General features: G+C 64.7%; 14 protein-coding genes. 9 read left to right on the top strand and 5 right to left on the bottom strand.

The genetic code is table 11. The annotated features are described in order from the left end of the window. The first annotated feature begins 57 nt into the window (after positions 1-57). Complete coding sequence (locus tag KA712_05935; GenBank protein ID MCG5052480.1) at positions 58-576, top strand: hypothetical protein; 519 nt, start codon at positions 58-60, stop codon at positions 574-576. Between the two features lie 491 nt (positions 577-1,067). Here the strand turns inward: KA712_05935 and KA712_05930 are convergent, their stop codons facing one another. Continuing rightward, on the bottom strand, positions 1,068-1,247 hold the full coding sequence (locus KA712_05930) for a hypothetical protein (protein ID MCG5052479.1): 180 nt from the start codon (positions 1,245-1,247) through the stop codon (positions 1,068-1,070). Between the two features lie 108 nt (positions 1,248-1,355). On the opposite strand from KA712_05930, the gene KA712_05925 reads away from it, so the two are divergent. The 8 genes from KA712_05925 to KA712_05890 all read left to right on the top strand — a co-directional run bounded on the left by KA712_05925 (position 1,356) and on the right by KA712_05890 (position 12,651). After that, positions 1,356-1,784, top strand: coding sequence for an Rrf2 family transcriptional regulator (locus KA712_05925; GenBank protein ID MCG5052478.1), 429 nt, complete (start codon positions 1,356-1,358; stop codon positions 1,782-1,784). Positions 1,785-1,914: 130 nt separating this feature from the next. After that, on the top strand, positions 1,915-2,667 hold the full coding sequence (locus tag KA712_05920) for an SDR family oxidoreductase (protein MCG5052477.1): 753 nt from the start codon (positions 1,915-1,917) through the stop codon (positions 2,665-2,667). A 321-nt stretch (positions 2,668-2,988) separates the two neighbouring features. Then, positions 2,989-5,061: an arylsulfatase gene (locus tag KA712_05915; GenBank protein ID MCG5052476.1), complete on the top strand. Its 2,073-nt coding sequence runs from the start codon at positions 2,989-2,991 to the stop codon at positions 5,059-5,061. Positions 5,062-5,136: 75 nt separating this feature from the next. After that, complete coding sequence (locus KA712_05910; protein ID MCG5052475.1) at positions 5,137-6,222, top strand: formylglycine-generating enzyme family protein; 1,086 nt, start codon at positions 5,137-5,139, stop codon at positions 6,220-6,222. Positions 6,223-6,414: 192 nt separating this feature from the next. Then, positions 6,415-9,930 (top strand): S8 family serine peptidase, encoded by a 3,516-nt coding sequence (locus KA712_05905; GenBank protein ID MCG5052474.1) that lies wholly within the window; start codon positions 6,415-6,417, stop codon positions 9,928-9,930. A 161-nt stretch (positions 9,931-10,091) separates the two neighbouring features. Further along, positions 10,092-10,487 carry an Rrf2 family transcriptional regulator gene (locus KA712_05900; protein ID MCG5052473.1) on the top strand — a complete coding sequence of 132 codons (396 nt, stop codon included), beginning with the start codon at positions 10,092-10,094 and terminating at the stop codon, positions 10,485-10,487. A 140-nt stretch (positions 10,488-10,627) separates the two neighbouring features. Beyond that, complete coding sequence (locus tag KA712_05895) at positions 10,628-11,380, top strand: SDR family oxidoreductase (protein MCG5052472.1); 753 nt, start codon at positions 10,628-10,630, stop codon at positions 11,378-11,380. A 182-nt stretch (positions 11,381-11,562) separates the two neighbouring features. After that, positions 11,563-12,651, top strand: a complete 1,089-nt coding sequence (locus tag KA712_05890; protein ID MCG5052471.1) for a trypsin-like serine protease — start codon at positions 11,563-11,565, stop codon at positions 12,649-12,651. Positions 12,652-12,721: 70 nt separating this feature from the next. Here the strand turns inward: KA712_05890 and KA712_05885 are convergent, their stop codons facing one another. The 4 genes from KA712_05885 to kdpB are packed head-to-tail and all read right to left on the bottom strand — an operon-like array spanning position 12,722 to position 18,839. Then, positions 12,722-13,420 (bottom strand): response regulator, encoded by a 699-nt coding sequence (locus KA712_05885; protein ID MCG5052470.1) that lies wholly within the window; start codon positions 13,418-13,420, stop codon positions 12,722-12,724. Continuing rightward, positions 13,417-16,116, bottom strand: a complete 2,700-nt coding sequence (locus tag KA712_05880) for a sensor histidine kinase KdpD (GenBank protein ID MCG5052469.1) — start codon at positions 16,114-16,116, stop codon at positions 13,417-13,419. The genes KA712_05885 and KA712_05880 overlap by 4 nt, the downstream gene beginning before the upstream one ends. A 6-nt stretch (positions 16,117-16,122) precedes the next feature. Then, positions 16,123-16,716, bottom strand: a complete 594-nt coding sequence (gene kdpC / locus KA712_05875; GenBank protein MCG5052468.1) for a potassium-transporting ATPase subunit KdpC — start codon at positions 16,714-16,716, stop codon at positions 16,123-16,125. Positions 16,717-16,727: 11 nt separating this feature from the next. Next, positions 16,728-18,839 carry a potassium-transporting ATPase subunit KdpB gene (kdpB, locus tag KA712_05870; protein ID MCG5052467.1) on the bottom strand — a complete coding sequence of 704 codons (2,112 nt, stop codon included), beginning with the start codon at positions 18,837-18,839 and terminating at the stop codon, positions 16,728-16,730. Positions 18,840-18,845: the final 6 nt, after the last annotated feature.

Here is an 18,845-nt window from a genome sequence, read left to right as displayed (position 1 = left end):
CCAGGGCAAGCACCACCTTTTCGGGCCCGGTTGGTCTCGAGGCTTGCCCTGCTCACAATGCTGCTTTCGGGGTGTGAGAAGGCGCGCATTGAAGCGCCCACGCCCCGGCCCGCCGGAGCCCAGAATCCGCGAGCCGTTCAAGCCGACGCGGGGCCCGAAGCGTCGGCTCCGCCGCCCACCTTCACCAACCTTCCCCTCGACCACGCTCCGGTTCAGCTGATCCGCCAGTTGTCGAAGGAAGCCGATGTCACCGCAGTGTGTGAGCTGGGCTCGCTCGTCGATCGGTACGGGGCGCCGAATGACATCTATCACCTGTTCGACGTCGAATGCCTGAATGCGGACGCCTGGCGCGGTCGGTTGCCGGGCTCGACAGTTCACTTTTTATGGCACGTCGAGAAGGGCGCACGCGTTCCTGCAAAGCACGAGCGCCTTCTGGTGCTTCTCGAGCGGCGCAAAGACCACCTTCAGCCCCCTAGAGACGTCGACTGGGTTGCGCTGGACGTCGGCGTCTTTCGGTTGAGCCCGGCCGCACTGGGCAAGCTCTCCACGGTGCTGAAGGCGCAGCGGCCCCCCTGACTGTGCACACCACGCGGGGAGAACCTGCGGGCCGTTCCCCCTCCCTGAACGGAGCGCGCTCGAAGAAGGCCGGCCAGAAGGAGGCTGGTGCACGTTGCCAAAGACGTGCCCCTTGTGCTCGTCCGCCTCCGCGGCGCCAAGCTGCGCGTAGCGCCCGGCAATCCGGCGGGCGATGGCGTCCACGTCTACAGGCTGGACCTCCACCTGGTGCGGAAGCAACGACGCAAAAGACACGCGGATCGCAAAGCGCCCATCGGGAGTCAACATCGCAGACTCGTACGACGCCCCGTTTGGCCCTGCGAACACAGCGGACGGTTGCGGAACACCGGAAAGCCCAGCGTCCTCACGCCCGGCTGCCGACACCTTGGCCACGACCCCTGCAAAGTGGCGGTCCGGCACCATGCTGGGGGTCGGGCGAAGAAACAGGCCGTACACGCGCTCGTGCGCGCTCCCTTCGACGGACAACGTTCCATAAACCGCCACGCCGCGTGTCACGTTCGGGGCCGCGCCCCTCCGAAACAGCTCCGGAGAGTCTGCTGCTTGCCCTGTTGCGCTTGCGCCCGCTTGCGCGCGTCGGTGCGGCGCTTCTGCGCTTCGCTGAGCTCGGCCCAGGCCTTGCGGGGCAGGTAACGCTTCGTTTCGTTGCCGCTGCGGGCGCGGGCCACACGCACGACGCCCACCCGTACCGTGTTCTTCTCCCCGTGACGCTGCCCCCGATGTAAGCTGCGGCGCTCGTTGGCTCGACACCTTATCGCCGCGCCTGCACTCTTAGAGAAGACGTGTTTCACAACACCCACTTCACCATCGCCTTGCACGTGCTGACCGCGCTCGCGCACCGGCAGGGGGAAACCCTCACCTCGGCCGAGCTCGCGCAGAGCGTGGGCACGAACCCGGCCTTCCTGCGCGGGCTGCTTGGGCGGCTCAAGGCGGCGGACCTCATCGAGGTGAGCCTGGGCAAGGGCGGCGGGGCGCGGCTGCGGCGGGCGCCTGCGGCCATCTCGCTCGAGGATGTTTACGATGCGGTACAGGAGGGCCCGGCGATGCACAAGCACACCTGCACCGCCGAGGTCTGCGAAGTGGCGCGCGGCATGGGGCCCGTGCTGGCCCGCCTCGAGGCCAACCTCGAGGGCGCCGTGCGGACCCGCCTGGCTGGCCAAACCGTAGCCGACGTGCTGAGGCAGGTCAGGCGCGGCCCCAGGCGTCCGTAAACGCTTGCAAAGAGGAGGCTTTCGACAAGACAGCTCTTTTTTTTGGCTTTTTTGTAACTGTGTCAGTGACACACCATCAAACAACCAGAGTTCGGACCAGCACGGCTGGCCCCCAACAGGAGTACGGAACATGTCCAAGAACTTCGAGAACAAGGTCGTTTTGATTACGGGTGGCACCACGGGCATTGGCTTCGCTTCGGCGAAGCGCTTTGCGGAAGCGGGTGCGCGGGTGATCGTCACCGGGCGCAACCCGGCCACTGTGGAAGCCGCGCGGCAGGAGCTCGCGGGCGTAGCCGAGGTCATCCCGTCGGACGCGGGCAACGAGGCCGACGTACGGGCTTTGTTCGCAGAGGTCCAGCGTCGCCATGGGCACATCGACGTGCTCTTTCTCAACGCTGGCATCGCCGAGTTTGCGCCGCTCGGTGTGGCGCCGCTCGCGCAGCTCGATCGGCTGTGGAACGTCAACGTGCGCGGCACGTGGCTCGCGCTCAGCGAGAGCCTGCCGCTGCTCGCAGAGGGAGCCTCCGTGGTGATCACCACGTCGGTGGTGAACCACAAGGGTATGCCCGGCACGTCGGCGTACGCAGCTACGAAGGCGGCCTTGCGCGAGATTGTGCGCGTGGCGGCCAGTGAGCTTGCGCCTCGCCGCATCCGCGTCAACGCGCTCAGCCCCGGCCCCATCGAAACCCCCATCTACGGCAAGCTTGGCCTGTCACAGCAAGCCACTGAGGCGTTCGCAAGCAGCGTGGTGGCGCAGGTACCGCTCGCGCGCTTTGGCCATGTCGACGAGGTGGCGCGTGCGGCGCTGTTTCTTGCCTCAGAAGATGCCACTTACGTCACGGGCATCGAGCTCGACGTGGACGGAGGACTTGGGCAAGTGTAAGGCGAACAGCTTGCCTCGGTTCGCAAGTCTCTCCTCGCTGGCAACGGGTTACGCGCCCCTCGCTAGGGCCCCTGACCTCAAGGCAACCCCGCGAGGAGAGGCCGGAAGCGAAATACCAACGAACGTCAGGATCCGTTGGAACGGCCACGACCCTGCTGTCAGGTGCGGAGAGCTGGGTGCCACTATGCCTTCATGGCACACCGTCGTCGTTTCTCTGCGGGCAGTTCCTCCAACCAAATCGCGACAAGCTTGCAGCGCACGCGCGCCCCGTTGGGTGCCCCGAGGGCGCGCGGACAAAGCGTCGCGGCCGGCACAGGGCTCTTGCTGTCGTTCTTCCTGTTTTCGAGCTGTCAGGGCTCGGCGGAGGGAATGGACGACGGCGACGAAGGAGGCTCGGGAGGCGGCGGCATGAGCCAAGGGGGCGCGGGCGGGGGCGGTGACAAGGCCGGCGGCTCGGGCGGCAAAGGGGGCTCGCCCGGAGGGTCGGGCGGCACCGGAGGCACGCCGGGCGGCAACGACGGCGAGGGCGGCAGCGGCGGGGTCGGCGAGGCCTCTGGAGGTTCGGGCGGATCGAACGATGGCCCGGGCGGATCGGGCGGTGCACCCGGGGGCGAGGCAGGTGCGGACGGAGGCCCCGGGGCGATGGGCGGAAATGGGGCAGGCGGAGCGGGGATGAACATGGGCGGCCAGGGTGGTACCCCCGCAGGCAACAAGCTGAACGTCGTTTTGGTGCTGTCTGACGATCAGGGATGTGGCGACTTCGAGTTCACGGGCAACCAGGAGGTCAAGACGCCCACCTTGAACGCATTGGCCGCAAGTGGCGTGCGCTTCGATTCCTTCCGTGTGTCGCCCTTGTGTTCGCCCACGCGGGCCAGCCTGCTCACGGGCCGTTACCACCAACGCACGGGTGTGTTCGGCGTGGTGGGCGGGAACGAATACATGGCTGAAGACGAGGTCACGGTGGCGGAGGTCCTCAAGACCGCCGGCTATCGCACGGCCCTGCTCGGCAAGTGGCACCTGGGGGAAAACTACCCCTTGGTTCCGCACGCCCAGGGCTTCGACGAGTTCTATGGCTTCCGCGACGGCTCGAACAACTACTTCAACACGCCGCTCGAAGATCGGGGAACCAAGGTGAACACCAACGGCTACCTCACCGATGTGCTCACCGATCGCGCGATCAAGTTCGTGGAAGACAACAAGACCAATCCCTTCTTCCTTTACCTGGCGTACAACGCTCCGCACGGTCCGTTCGAGGTGCCCGCGAAGTTCTTGGAAGCGCACAAGGATGTGGAGCCCGGCGCGGCGGCGGTTTACGGCATGGTCGAATCGATGGACGAGAACTTGGGGCGTGTCTTCAAGCGGATCGATGATTTGGGCCTTGGCCAAAACACAGTGGTGTTGTTCACCAGCGACAACGGCCCCATCTCCGTGAAGGGCGACACGAAAGACCGCTTCAATTGCGGTCAGAGAGACTGGAAGTACTCGGTCTTCGAGGGGGGCGTGCGCGTGCCTCTGCTCGCTCGCTTGCCGGGAAAATTTCCCGCAGGCAAGGTCGTCAAGGACAACACGGCCCACATCGACATCATGCCCACGATCCTGGATCTTGTGGGTTTGAACCCGCCCGCCAACGTTCAGATCGACGGGACGTCGCTCAAGCCCCTCTTGATGGGCACGGGCACGTTGCCCGAACGCACTCTGTTCATGCAGTACCCCGGCGAACAGTCGACCGGACGCGAGGCTCCGTTCCCGGGCGGCTATGCGATCAAGGGCGACAAAAAGTTGGTCCACGCCAATGAAGGCAACGGGCTGGCTCTCTTCGACCTCAGCACGGATCGAGGCGAAACCATGAACCTGGTCAATTCACAAACGGCCGTGCGCGATCAGCTCGACGCGCAGTTCAAGACGTGGTGGAGCCAGGTCCGGGGAAACCGAAAAGCAAAGCCTCCCATTCCCGTGGGCTACCCCCAGGAAAGCCCCACGTCGGTCCTGGCTCATCCAGCCAAACTCTCCGGAGGGCTGACGTTCAGGTTCCGCGAGAACCCTCCGGCGTACCGGCCTTTGGGTGTGCATGGCGACTGGATCGGAAAGTGGACCTCGGTAGGGGGTACGATGAGCTGGCCCGTTCGGATCGGCCCTGCGAACAAGATCGCCCTCAAGATGACGCTGCGGTGCCCGACGGCCAGCAACGGCTCTGTGGGGGAAGCCAAGATCGGCAACCAAACGCGGAACTTCACACTCTCCGTCTGCGCGGGCACGGGCAACCAGTGGCGGGAGCAGCCTTTGGGAGAGTTCGCCGTGTCAACGGGGGCCACAACCCTGACGGTCACGTCCAAGTCGCACACCGCGGGCGAATTCGCCGAGGTGAGAAGCGTCGAGGTGAGCGTCGTACCCTGACGTGCGCTTCCCAGGTCGTCGCGCGCGCGGTCCGGTCGTGCGGGCCGCGCGGCCTTCTCTTCACACAGGAACCCCATGCCATTGCCCAGGGACCCCAGGGGGTCGACGGCGCGTAGCGCGTCGCTTGTCGCCCAACTGCTTGCGTGCGTCTGTCTTTCGGCCTCGAACGGCTGCAAAGACTCGTCGACGCTCACGACGGCCGAAGCACCGCCGGGGCCGAGCGCGCGTCTCGAGGCGCCCGGGCCCGCACCCGCGGGCATGGCGTGGATTCCCGCGGGCACGTTCTTCATGGGCTCAGACGATCCCATGTATCCTGACGCACAACCTGTGCATGCCGTGAAGCTCCCGGGCCTCTGGATGGACACCACGGAGGTCACCAACGAAGCGTTTGAGCGTTTCGTCGCGGCCACGGGTCATCAGACGATTGCCGAACAAGCGCCGCGCCCCGAAGATTTCCCCCGTGCACCGCCTGAAGCGTTGGTGCCAGGCTCGGTGACGTTTCAGCCTCCCAACCACGACGTGTCCTTGCACGATCCGGGTCAGTGGTGGGCCTATCGGGCGGGCGTCAATTGGCGGCATCCAGAAGGACCGGGCAGCGCGATCGCCGAGCGCATGAACCATCCCGTGGTGCACGTGGCGTGGACAGACGCGGCAGCATACTGCGCGTGGATGCAAAAGCGCCTGCCCACCGAAGCCGAATGGGAGCACGCCGCACGCGGAAGCCTCGATCGTAAGCGCTTCGCGTGGGGTGACGAACTCAAACCCGGAAACCTTTGGGCGGCCAACGTATGGCAGGGGCGCTTTCCTGCTGAAAACAAGGCCGAGGATGGCTTTGTCGCTACGGCACCGGTGGCCCACTACAGGGCGAATGCCTTCGGCCTCTTCGACGTTGCAGGAAACGTCTGGGAATGGACGGCTGACCTCTACCATGCGGGGTACTACGCAGAGAGCCCCACCGAGAACCCTCGAGGTCCATCGACGTCACATGACCCACACGAACCTGGCGTAGAAAAACGCGCGATGCGCGGGGGCTCGTTCCTGTGCAGTGATCTTTACTGCGTACGTTATGCCGTTGGTGCGCGCGGCAAGGGCGCTCCCGACACAGGCTCGTCTCACCTGGGCTTTCGTTGCGCTAAAGACGAAAACAACGGCGAAGACTAGACGCTCTTCGCAGCTCGACATACGACACCCGACGAACGTCAGAATCTGAAAAGAGGCACTCAGCTCTCCTGTCAGGAGTTTAAGTTACCTGCAACTCACCATCCGTAGAACGAAACAGAGCGCGAGGGAATGCCCTCCGCGCTCAACACCAGGAGTTCCACGATGATGAGCGTTCGTAAAGGAAGACCCTACTTGTCAGCTTTGGCCGCAGCTTCGCTGTCGGCCCTGGCTGCTTGTCAGGGGCCAGGACAAAAAGCAGACGCGAGCGGGGCGGACGAGCAAACCCTCGACCCCGCAGCTCCCGAGGGGAGCCTCCCCACTGAGCCCCGCACTCCTCAGGTCGAAAGCGTCAATGACCCCGCCGATAACACGCCCGACGACCCAGAGTTGTCCCAAGACCTCGATGCGACCTACAACCGGCCCCGTCGGTACATCGTCCAGGTCGATGACGAGCCCATCTTGCCACGTGTGAAGCGGGAGATGGGCGCAGCGCCGGACGGTAACCTGCGCGCCCGCCTTCGTACACGCGCCTCTGAAGCGCGCTCCGAGATGCGCAGCCGCCTTGGAAGCCGCCGCAGCTCCGTGGAAAACGCCTTGGGCCATCCCATCGTATCCCGTCACCAGTACAGCCTCGCCGTGTCAGGCTTCGACGCCGTCCTTACGGCTGACGAGGCCGCTGTCGTCGCAGGCCTTCCCGGCGTGGTCTCCGTTCGCCCAGAGAAGAGCTACCGCATCAACACCATGGCCAGCGTCGAATCGATCAAGGCCCCTGCCCTCTGGAAAGCCGCTAACGGCCGGCCGGCCGTGCGCGGGGAAGGTGTGGTCATTGGCGTCATCGATACGGGCATTCGTAACACCCACCCTTCGTTCAGCGAACAAGGCAGCGACGGTTACGTCATCAAGAATCCTCGGGGCGAAGGCAAGTTCCTGGGCGTCTGTGACCCCGCAAACCCCAAGTACGATCCCAACTTCAAGTGCAACGGCAAGTTGATCGGCGCCTGGGATTTCGCTGACGGCAAGCTGGAAGGTGCCTTTACCGTATTCGAGGACGGCGAAACCTACTACGGGCTCGAGAACGACGGTCCTTGGGACGACCACGGACACGGTACACACGTCGCCTCCACGGCAGCCGGAAACGCTGTTCCCGCTGCGGGCATTCAAGGCGTAGCGCCGCGCGCGAGCCTCATCGCCTACGACGCGTGTATGGCCATTCGGGTTAGAAAGGCTTCGGCCACGCCTCCCGCCTCCTCGGGCGGGGTACAGGGCCAGGTCCCGAGCGAGCGTGAGGTGCCTCCTCCTCCCGTGGACCCTCCTACCGATCCCGAGCCTGAGCCTGAGCCTGAGCCCGACCCCAACCCGAAGCCCGAGCCCGAGCCGGAGCCGGAGCCCGAGCCCGACCGCATCCCCAAGGGCGGTGGGATTTGCCCGGAGTCGGCCCTCGTGGCTGCCGTGGAGCAGGCCATTTTGGACGAGGTTGATGTACTCAACTACTCTATCAGCGGCGGCACAGAGCCCTGGAACGACGTCGTGAGCAAGGCTTTTCTCGCAGCATACGAAACAGGAATCTTCGTAGCGGCCTCAGGGGGCAACGCCGGGCCCGGCGCGGGCGAGGTCAATCACCTCGAGCCCTGGGTCGCCACCGTCGGCGCGACCATCAAGCAGAAGGAATCGAACCCGATACTGAAGCTAACCGTTAAGACCAACGCGGGGAACGAGAGCGCAACCTTCGACGCCTTGAGCTGGGCGCTCCCGAAGGATGCTCCAAGAACCCTTGATACAGAGGTCGAGCTCATCAAAGCGAGTGACCTACCCTGCCCGCTCACAGACCCTGAGAACGCTGCACGCAACTGCCCGGGAGGAAAATCTGACCCCTACTGTAACTGGGGCGGACTACCCAGACTCGAAGACATCAAGGGCCGTATTCTGATCTGCGAATATTACCCGCAGCACGACTTTGAGAACGCCATCCAGTACTACGTCGACGATAAAGCAAGCGGTGAAGAGTGCGACCCAAGCAAGGACGACTGCCCGCCTCCGGGCCCTGCTCCCATTCTTCCCAAGGCCGTCATCGTCTTGGGCTCGAACCCAGGTCGTGGATTCACCTCGTCGAGGGTTCTATACCCCGACGATGCACGAAAAAGCTCCATCGAGGTGATGGGCGTGCCCTACGAGGATGCTCAGAGGCTGCTGGCGCTCTACAGAAAGCCCGGTGGTGCACGAGCCTCACATACGCCCTGGTCGATGTCGAAGCCCGCTTGGGCTCATGCAGACTATTCCTCTCGCGGACCCAACCGCTTCTTCGACGTGGGCAAGCCTGACCTCGCCGCCCCAGGGCACTACGTGCTCGCTGCGGAATCCGACCCCAACCCAAACCCACCCTTGGCGGCGGAATATTCGGGAACCTCGATGGCTTCCCCTCACGTCGCTGGCGCGGCAGCGCTGCTCCGCCAGCTCAAGCCCACCTGGACCCCCGCAGAGGTGAAATCTGCCCTGCAAACCACTTCCGACCCCAACGTCACCAGGCGCGGAACCAGCATCAAGTCCACCGCCTACGATGTGGGTACAGGGTTCGTGCAACTCGACCTCGCCGCGCAAGCCGCCCTCGTGCTCGATGAGACCCCGGCTCGCATGGCCAGTGCCGACCCCGCCAAGGGCGGTCAGCCAGGAGATCTCAACCTACCCAACATGCATGCAGACTTCTGTCCAAAAGGCTGCAGCTGGAAACGAACCCTCAGAAACGCCACGAACAAAACCCTGTCCTTCAGTGTGAAAGTCGATACCAACCCGTCTGCACTTAAGATCCAGGTCACACCCAAAACCTTTACGATCAAACCCAACGCCAAACAGCTCATCGACGTGAAAGTCGTGGTGCCCGTGGGCGTCGCGGTGCCCGATGTGGCCTTTGCAAAGCTCAACCTCAAGGACAGCTCTGGTGCGCATCCTCAGCAAGCCCTTACCCTTTCGGTTGGTGGCATGAACGGACGGCTGCCTCGGGGCATCGATCTGGCCAGCACCAAACGCTCGGGGAGCCTCTCCGTCAAGTCGGCTGGCTTGAGAGACGTTGCGCTGCCCACCGTATCGTATCGCACATCCCTCGTCACCGGCGACATCGTGGCGGGCAATGTCGAATACGGCAGGGACTTCATACGAGAGTTTAACCTTCCCGCAGGGGTGGCATTCGTGCAGGCGGATATCCTCCGCAGCAAAGCACGCGACGTGGATGTCTTCCTTATGAGAGACACGACGAAGCCCTACGGCGACGAAACGGGATGGGTTCTCGAGTGCGTCGGAGCCACAGGGGCCATTCAGGACAGCTGCCGCGTGCTCAACCCAGAAAAGGGTCTCTGGGCCGTGGCAGTCAACTCCTTTAGCCCCTCAGACCCGGCGGACGGCGTGAAGGACTTCGTCGAGGTCTCGATCGGCATCGTCAAAAAGACCGCAGGCCAAGGCCTCACCGTCACCGGACCCGCCAAGGTGGATCCCTTCACCCCCTTCGACATGCAGATCGATTGGCAAGCCCCAGGGCTCAAGCCCAACAAGCCCCACTATGGTTGGGTCGGCATCTACAAGCCGGGCGTCGAAGAACCTGTGGGGTTTGTGCCTCTGTCGATCCGCAGCGGCACATCAGCGCCACTGGTGGCAACACCCTCGGGCGCACCGACGGCCATCAAGGGGCCCCTGTCGGCTGCCCACTTGAGCTCACGTTGAGCTCCATCTGATTGAACGCCGGAGGGCGGCAGCCGAGGACCCGTGGTGAGCGGGCCCGGCTGTCGCCCTTTTTGCGTTGAAGCCCGCGTCAGGCTTTCGCTCGACACCCCGCGCTTCCCCAGACAAGCTAAAACGACGTGTTTCACAACACTCACTTCACCATGGCTCTTCACGTCCTGACCGCGCTTGCGTACAGGAAAGGCGAGACCTTGACCTCGACCGAGCTCGCGGGCAGCGTGGGAACCAACCCCGCCTTCTTACGCACGGTGCTCGGACGCCTCAAGGCGGCAGGCCTCATCGAGGTGAACCTGGGCAAGGGCGGCGGCGCCCGCCTCGGACGCGAGCCAGAGGCGATCACGCTCGAGGACATCTACAACGCGCTCGAAGAGGGTCCCGCCATGCACAAACATGCGTGTACGGCCGCGATGTGCCAGGTGGCCCGCGGCATGGGCCCGGTGCTCGCGGCGCTCGAGGCCGACGTGAACGCCGCCGTGCGGACCCGGCTGGCACAAAAGACCGTGGCGGACGTCCTGGGCCAGGTCGGGCAGCATCCCTAGCAGACGCAAGCCCTTGCAAACACTTGGCTTTGCACCCAGACAGCTGTTCGTTCTCTTTTTCTGTAACTGTGTCACTTACACACCATCAAATACGCACGAACGGCCCAGCAACGCTGGGACCTCAACCAGGAGATCGACACATGGCAAAGAATTTCGCGAACAAGGTCGTCTTGATTACGGGAGGCACCACAGGCATCGGCTTCGCTGCGGCGAAGCGTTTTGCCGAGGCCGGCGCGCGGGTCGTCGTGACGGGGCGCAACCCGGCCACCGTGGAGGCCGCGCAGAAGGAGCTGCAGGGGGTGGCAGAGGTGATTCAGTCCGACGCCGGCAGCGAGGCCGACGTTCGCACGCTCTTCCAGGAGATCAAGCGCCGGCATGGGCACCTCGACGTGCTCTTCCTGAATGCCGGCATTGCGGAGTTTGCGCCCCTGGGTGTGGCACCGCTCGCACAGCTGGATCGCCTGTGGAACGTGAACGTGCGCGGCACGTGGCTTGCCCTCAGCGAGAGCTTGCCGGTCCTCGCTGACGGGGGCTCCGTGGTGATCACCACCTCGGTGGTGAACCACAAGGGTCTGCCAGGCACATCGGCGTACGCAGCCACGAAGGCGGCCCTGCGTGAGATCGTACGCGTGGCCGCCAACGAGCTCGCGCCCCGGCGCATTCGCGTGAACGCTCTTAGCCCCGGGCCCATCGAAACGCCCATCTACGGCAAGCTGGGCATGTCACGCGAAGCCACGGAGGCATTTGCCGGCAGCGTGATCGCGCAGGTGCCGCTTGCCCGCTTCGGCCACGTGGACGAGGTGGCCCACGCGGCTTTGTTCCTGGCTTCGGAGGACGCTTCGTACATCACCGGCACCGAGCTCGAAGTTGATGGCGGCCTCGGCCAGGTGTGAAGCCTCAAACCCAAGGCCTTCTCTTCGTTTGTAATGTTCTTGCGGCTTCAGACACTCACTCATTGTCCGTCGTGCCGGGTGGTTGGTTACCCGCCACGCAACGGATCGCTCTCTGCGAGCGTTACGTGTTGGCACGCCGTCTTCATGAAGAGACGGCGAACAACGAATCCGCGAGGAGTACCATGACGAAACAAGGTCTATTCTCAACCTGCGCCCCGGCGGCGCTCATGACCCTGGCGTTGCTGCCAGCGTGCGGCGCCCCGGCGAGCACGGACCCCGTCGAGTCCGTGTCTCAGCCTGTCATAAACGGCAAGCGCCTGCCCACGAACAGCTATCGATCCGCGTTGGTCTATACCACGCCCGACTTCGTCTCGGGCTCCACGGGATGGCTCTGCAGCGGCACCGTGGTCGGGCCACACCACATCCTCACGGCCGCGCACTGCGTGGGCAAGTTGGATATGGTCATGGTCGGCACGGGCGCCGATGCCTTCGAGAAAGAAGTCTTCCGTCCCGAGGTTGCCGAGGAGATGAAGCCGGGGAAAAAGCTACGGGTGACGAACGCGCGGAGCGCATCAACGCTGGTGCAGTACAAGCCATGGCTCGACGTGACGATCAAGAAGTCGACCCTCTCACCTCCCTGGGTGCAATTCGCAAAGAGCAACGAGAACCCGGGCTACGGCGAATTGCTCGACGCGGGCCGCGCAGACCTGGCCATCATCGAAACCGTGGAAGAGATCGGGAAAGTCGTCGCGGGCATCGCGCCCGCCACCGTGGACACCCAGCCTGTGGCAGCCGATGCCGAGATCACGATGGTGGGCTTCGGTTGCGAAAAGTGGGAGCTGGATGAAGAGGGCAACGTCACTGACAACTGGGGCACCCGTGTCACCGGCGAGTACGGACGCACCAAGACGATGTCGGCCCAGCAGACGGCGGAGCTCGACTGGTCGGAGTGGGGGGATTGGTTCACCGAGAACGGCTACACCCTGGACGACGTCGTCGAGTACTACACGACGGTCAGCAAGGGCTACCGGATCACGGCGGGGCCTGCGATCCCGCCCGAACCGAGGGGAAAGCCGCGCGCGGGCGTGTGCCCGGGTGACAGCGGCGGGGGCGTGTACCGGGGAACGGGTGACTCCAAGGTCGTGGGCGTCAACAGTGGCTTCTTCTCCGACGGCGAGCCAGGGCCCGCGAGCCTGAACGTCTTCGGTCGCACGGATGGCGAGGGCGGCGTGGCGCGATGGCTCAAGAACAACCTGCCCAAGGTTCTCTAGTCAGCTGACGACGAAGTGCGGCCATCGGTCCGCGAACCCTGTCCCGGGGTCGCGCCCGATGGCCGTGAGACTACGGGCGGTCGCGCAGACGGTAGCCCACGCCCGGCTCGGTCACGAGCAGCTTGGGCCTTGAAGGCTCCGCTTCCACCTTCTTTCGCAGCTCCGCCATGTGAACCCGCACGTAGTGGGCATGCGCTGCCTGCGAGGGTCCCCAGATCTCCTTGAGGATATGACTGTGGGTGAGCACCTTGCCCGCGTTGAGCGCCAGCAGCACCAGCAGGCGGTACTCGATGGGGGTCAAGTGAAGGGCTTCTTCGGCGCGGAACACCTCGCGCCTGACCAGGTCGATCTTTACGTCGCCGAAGACGAGTGTTTGCACACCTCCCTGCTCTCGCGGGCGCGCGTGGCGCAGGGCCACCCGCATGCGGGCCAGGAGCTCGTTGACGCCGAAGGGCTTGGTGAGGTAGTCGTCGGCGCCTGCATCGAGCGCTTTGACTTTGTCGTCTTCGCGCCCACGGGCCGACAAAACGATGATCGGCACGCGGCTCCACTCGCGGATCTGCTGCGTGAGCTCCATGCCATCGCCGTCAGGCAATCCAAGATCCATGAGCACGATGTCCGGACGGTGACTGGTCAACATCATGATGGCCTCGGATGCACGCTCGGCTTCGAGCACCCGATGGCCGTGGGAGGCGAGCGATGCGCGAATGAACTTGCGCATCTGAGGCTCATCCTCGACGACGAGCACGAGTTCTCCCGGTTCGCTCACGCGTCCTCTTCCACGGCGGGCACGGGCGGGGGCGGACCGCCGTGAGGGAGCGAGATGTGAAACGTCGCCCCCTGCGAGGCCACTGTGGCCGCGCGTATCGTGCCGCCGTGGGCCTCGACGATCCCTTTGCAGATCGCAAGGCCCAGTCCGGCACCGGCAACGCCCCCGTGGGGCCCTCTGTAGAACTTGTCGAAGACCTGAGCTTCGGCACCCCGGGGCAGCCCCGGGCCGTGGTCCCTCACGAAAAGCTCGACCCGTGCGCCTTCACAGCGCGCCTCGATGTCGATCGCAGAGCCTGCCGGCGTGTACTTCTCGGCGTTCTCCAGTAGGTTGACGAAGACTTGCTCGAAGAGCACCGGATCGACGAACACGAGCGGGACCTCGGGCGGAATGCTCACTCTCACCTGGCGCTCCGAAAGGCGTGCTTCAAGACGAGTGAGCGCCGACCCCACCATCTCGTCGAGCGGAACCCAATCTCGCTTCAAGGCCACACCTCCCGACTCGAGCCGTGTCATGTCGAGCAGGTTCGCCACCAGCCGCTCGAGCCGCTCGGCTTGATCGACGATCGACTCGACGAGCTCGCCCTTGGTCTCCGTATCCAGGTCAGGATCGTCCCGAAGGGATGTGGCCGCGCCCGTGATGGAAGCAAGCGGGGTGCGCAGATCGTGAGACACGGCGGAGAGCAAAGACGAGCGCATTTCTTCGGTCTTCGCCCGCAGGGCAGACTGCTTGGCGTCTTCGGAAAGGCGCGCACGCTCGAGCGCAATGGCCACCTGGCGGCAAAGCACGTCAAGGAAGGCACGCTGGTCCGCCCGCAGTTTTGCCGAATCCCGCGGGATGAGCGCGAGTACCCCCAGCCGTGACTGGCCCACCCGCAACGGGGCGCAGCGGACCCCCGCGCCCGGGAGTGTTTCTGTACCGAGGCCTGCCAAAGCGTCGTGCTCGAAGCACCAGTCTGCCACACCCGTGTCCCTGGCGTCGAGGTTGGCTCCCTCGGGGAACGCCCCGATCGCGTGCAGCTTCCCCTCGGGCGACACAGCCAGGACGATCGCGTGCGCCGCAAAGATCTCGGCCGCATGCCGTGTGGCCACCGCCGCGATCTGGGACCGCTCGTCCGTGGAAGCCAGCTCGCGGGTGAGCGCATAGAGCACAGCGGTACGGGCCTCGCGCGTCTCGGCGTCGCGTTGTTGTCGGCGGAGCCTGCCCGTGAGCTCGCTGAGCGCGAAGCCCACCACGAACATCACACAGAAGGTGAGCACGTAGCGTCGATCTTCCACCGAGAACGTATGAAATGGCGGCACAAAGAAGAAGTCGTAGCTGGCGACGCCCAACGCCGCCGCCAAGATCGAGGGGCCTCGGCCGAACCACACCGCCGCCACCATGACGGCTAGCAAAAACAACATTTCGAGGTCAGGCAGGTCGACCGTCGCCCGCATCCCCAGGGCCAACATCAAGGTGGCGCCCACGAGCAACGCTGCCGACACGTAGTGGCCTCGACGAGGGGCTTCGTCCCATCCGCCGCCTTCACGGGCTATGGATTCGCGTCGTTCCTCGCCGCCGATGACGTGCACGTCGATGTCGCCGCTACCCCGCACGACCTCGTCGAGCAGCGAGCCGCGCAGGCGATCCCACAAGCGGGCGTGCGTGGGCTTTCCGATAATGAGCCGGGTCACATTGTGTTTCCGGGCGTAGGCCAACAAGGCCTCGGATACGCTTGGCCCTGAAAGGCGTGTCACCGTGGCGCCGAGGGTCTCGGCCACACGAAGGTGTGCTTCCAGCTGGACCCGGTCGCTCTCGCTCATCGCACGGGCCGTGGGGGACTCGACGTAGGAGGCGACCCACGGACACCGCAGGCCTGCGGCCATCCGGGCCGCTGCGCGAATCAACCGGGCAGAGCTGGGCGCAGCGCCCACGCACACCAGGATGCGCTCACTTGCCGGCCAGGTAACGGCAACGCCGTGCTCCTCGCGGTACTCCCGCACGTCGTCGTCCACACGCTGAGCGGTTCTTCGCAAGGCCAGCTCGCGAAGCGCCAGGAGGTTGCCCCGTTGAAAGAAGTTCTTCGCGGCACGCTCGGCCTGGCCCGGCACATACACCTTCCCTTCCCTCAAGCGCTCGAGCAGCTCCTCGGGAGCGACGTCCACGAGCTCGACCGCATCGGCCCGGTCGAGCTGCGAATCAGGTACGGTCTCGCGCACCTGGATGCCCGTGATCTGGGCGATGACGTCGTTCAAACTCTCGACGTGCTGAACGTTCACGGTGGTGAAGACGTCGATGCCTGCGTCGAGCAGCTCCTCCACATCTTGCCAGCGCTTCGGGTGCCGCAGACCGGGAGCGTTGGTGTGCGCCAGCTCGTCGATCAGGATCAACTGAGGTTTGCGCGCCAGCGCGGCGTCCAGGTCGAATTCGTCGAGGGTGTGCCCGCGATACGGAACCTTCAGGCGAGGCAAGAGCTCGAGGCCCAAGACCATGCGCGCTGTCTCGATTCTCCGATGGTCCTCGACCACGCCCACCACCACATCGACCTGCTGATCCGTCACGAGATCGCGGGCAACCTGGAGCATGCGGTAGGTCTTTCCCACGCCTGGCGCGAAGCCAAAAAAGATCTTGAGCTTGCCACGCTTGGCCCGCGTCTCTTCCTTGTGAACGCGCCGCAACAGGTCGTCGGGATCGGGCCTTTGGTCAAGAGCGCTCATGAGGCTTCACTTTGGGGCGTCACCGCGGCGGGCCTCCGCGTCGAGGGCGAGGTTGAGCAGGAGTACATTGACCCGCTGCTCTCCCAAGATGCCGAACGTCCGGTCCTCGACGTGAGCCAACACGATGGCGCGCACGACAGCCTCGGAGAGCCTCCGGGCCCGCGCCACCCTGGGCACCTGGTAAAGCGCCGCCGCCGGTGACACGTGCGGATCGAGACCGCTTCCCGAAGCGGTGACGAGATCAATCGGGACGGGCACCCCTCGCGCTCCAGGATCGGCCGCCCGCAGCGCGGCCACCCGTTCGCGCACGGCTTCAACGAGCACGGGGTTACTTGGCCCGAGGTTGGTGCCTGTCGAAGACGCGGCGTTGTAAGAGAAAGGCGAAGTTGCCGAGGGGCGCCCCCAGACGTAGCGGGGCTCATCGAAAGGCTGTCCGATGAGAGCCGAGCCCACCACCCTGCCCTCGGCTTCCACGAGGCTGCCTTGCGCCTGGCGTGGGAAGAGCAGCTGCGACGCACCCGTGACGGCCAGGGGATAAACAAGCCCCGTGAGCACGGTCATGAGCGCAAGGAGAGCGGTTGCAGGGCGAAGAAGAGGCATTGCTGAACCTTTCATGGCACACCCACCACCGTCAGCACCACATCGAGGAGCTTGATGCAGGGAAAGGGCACCAGCACACCACCCAAACCATAAACGAAAAGATTCCTGCGCAAGAGAGCGGGTGCCGGAGCCGGACGGTAAGGCAGCCCGCGTAGGGCGATCGGAATGAGCGCGATGATGATGAGCGCGTTGAAGATGACTGCACTGAGAATCGCCGACGTGGGCGAGTGAAGAGCCATGAAATCGAGGGCCCCCAGCTCCGGATAGGTGGCGACGAACGCGGCCGGGATGATGGCGAAGTACTTGGCCACGTCGTTGGCGACGCTAAACGTGGTGAGGGCCCCCCGCGTCATGAGCATCTGCTTTCCGATCTCGACGATCGCCAGGAGCTTGGTCGGATTCGAGTCGAGATCGACCATGTTTCCGGCTTCCTTCGCGGCCTGCGTTCCCGTGTTCATCGCCACGGCCACATCGGCCTGAGCCAGCGCGGGAGCGTCATTGGTTCCATCACCCGTCATGGCCACGAGGTGGCCTTTTTGCTGGTAATCCCGTATGAGGGCAAGCTTCGCTTCCGGGGTCGCTTCAGCGAGGAAGTCGTCCACCCCAGCCTCGGCCGCGATGGCGGCTGCCGTGAGGGGGTTGTCGCCCGTGATCATGACGGTTTTGATTCCGATCCGGCGCATCTCCGCGAAGCGCTCTTGGATGCCCCCCTTCACGATGTCCTTGAGCTTGACGACGCCCAGAACTCGTTCGTTCTCCGCGACGACCAGCGGCGTGGCGCCTTGGCGCGACACCTCTTCGACACACGCCTTGACTTCATCGGGAAAGCGGCCGCCGGCTGCCTCGACGAAGCGGACGATGGCATCTGTGGCTCCCTTGCGGATCCTGCGGTCTTGGATGTCGACCCCGCTCATCCGGGTCTGCGCAGAGAACGGGACGAAGTGAGCCCCCAGGCGCTCGAGGTCACGCCCCCGCAGCCCATGCGCCTCTTTCGCCAGCACCACGATTGAACGCCCCTCGGGCGTCTCGTCGGCCAGCGACGAGAGCTGCGCGGCGTCTGCAAGCTCCCGCTCCTCGACCGCGGGCGCCGGAATAAACGCGGTCGCTTGCCTGTTGCCCAGCGTGATGGTGCCTGTCTTGTCGAGCAGCAGCACATCGACATCCCCCGCGGCCTCCACCGCGCGCCCCGAAGTGGCGATCACGTTCGCCTGGATCAGGCGATCCATCCCAGCGATGCCGATGGCGGAGAGCAAACCGCCTATGGTCGTCGGGATCAAACAAACGAGCAGAGACACCAAGATGGTGAGCGACACTGGCGCTCCCGAACCCGCGCTGGCCACGGCGTAGAGGGAGTAGGGCAACAGCGTAACCGTCACCAACAAAAAGACCAGCGTGAGGGCGGCGAGCAGGATGTCGAGCGCGATCTCGTTCGGCGTCTTCTTTCGCTTCGCGCCTTCCACCATCGCGATCATGCGGTCGAGAAAAGTTGCACCCGGGTTCGCCGTGACCCTCACGATGAGCCAATCAGACAGCACCCGCGTCCCGCCGGTCACGGCGCTGCGGTCGCCGCCGCTCTCGCGAATCACAGGAGCACTTTCCCCCGTGATGGCGCTCTCGTCCACAGAGGCCACCCCCTCGATCACCTCGCCATCCGCGGGCACCAGCTCTCCCGCAGCCACGAACACCACGTCATCGATGCGCAAGGAGGACGAGCTCACCTCGTCGAGCGCACGTCCTCGTTCTGCTGGGTCCTCCAGACGAACGGGCGCTCCCACACCCCGCTTGAGGCGCTTGGCGATGACGTCCTGGCGCGCTTTGCGGAGCGCTTCAGCTTGGGCCTTGCCACGTCCCTCGGCCATGGCTTCTGCGAAGTTCGCGAAGAGCACCGTGAACCAGAGCCATGCGGCCACGGCCAGTATGAAACCAGCTGGTGCGTCTCCGCGGGCCGTGAGCGCCGCGTGCACGAAGAGCAGCGTGGTGAACGCGCTTCCGACTTCCACGACGAACATGACGGGGTTTTTAACCATCCGCCTGGGATGCAACTTCGCGAAGGAGTCTGCCAGGGCGGACCGAACGATGGACATCTCGAAGAGAGGTCTTGAATGATGAGCAACGCGTGACATGACGAT

It is taken from the genome of Myxococcales bacterium (genome assembly GCA_022184915.1).
Classification (GTDB): Bacteria; Myxococcota_A; Polyangia; order Fen-1088; family Fen-1088; genus JAGTJU01.
The sequence above is the reverse complement of the archived record's forward strand: the minus strand, read 5'-3'. Positions and strand labels throughout refer to the sequence as shown.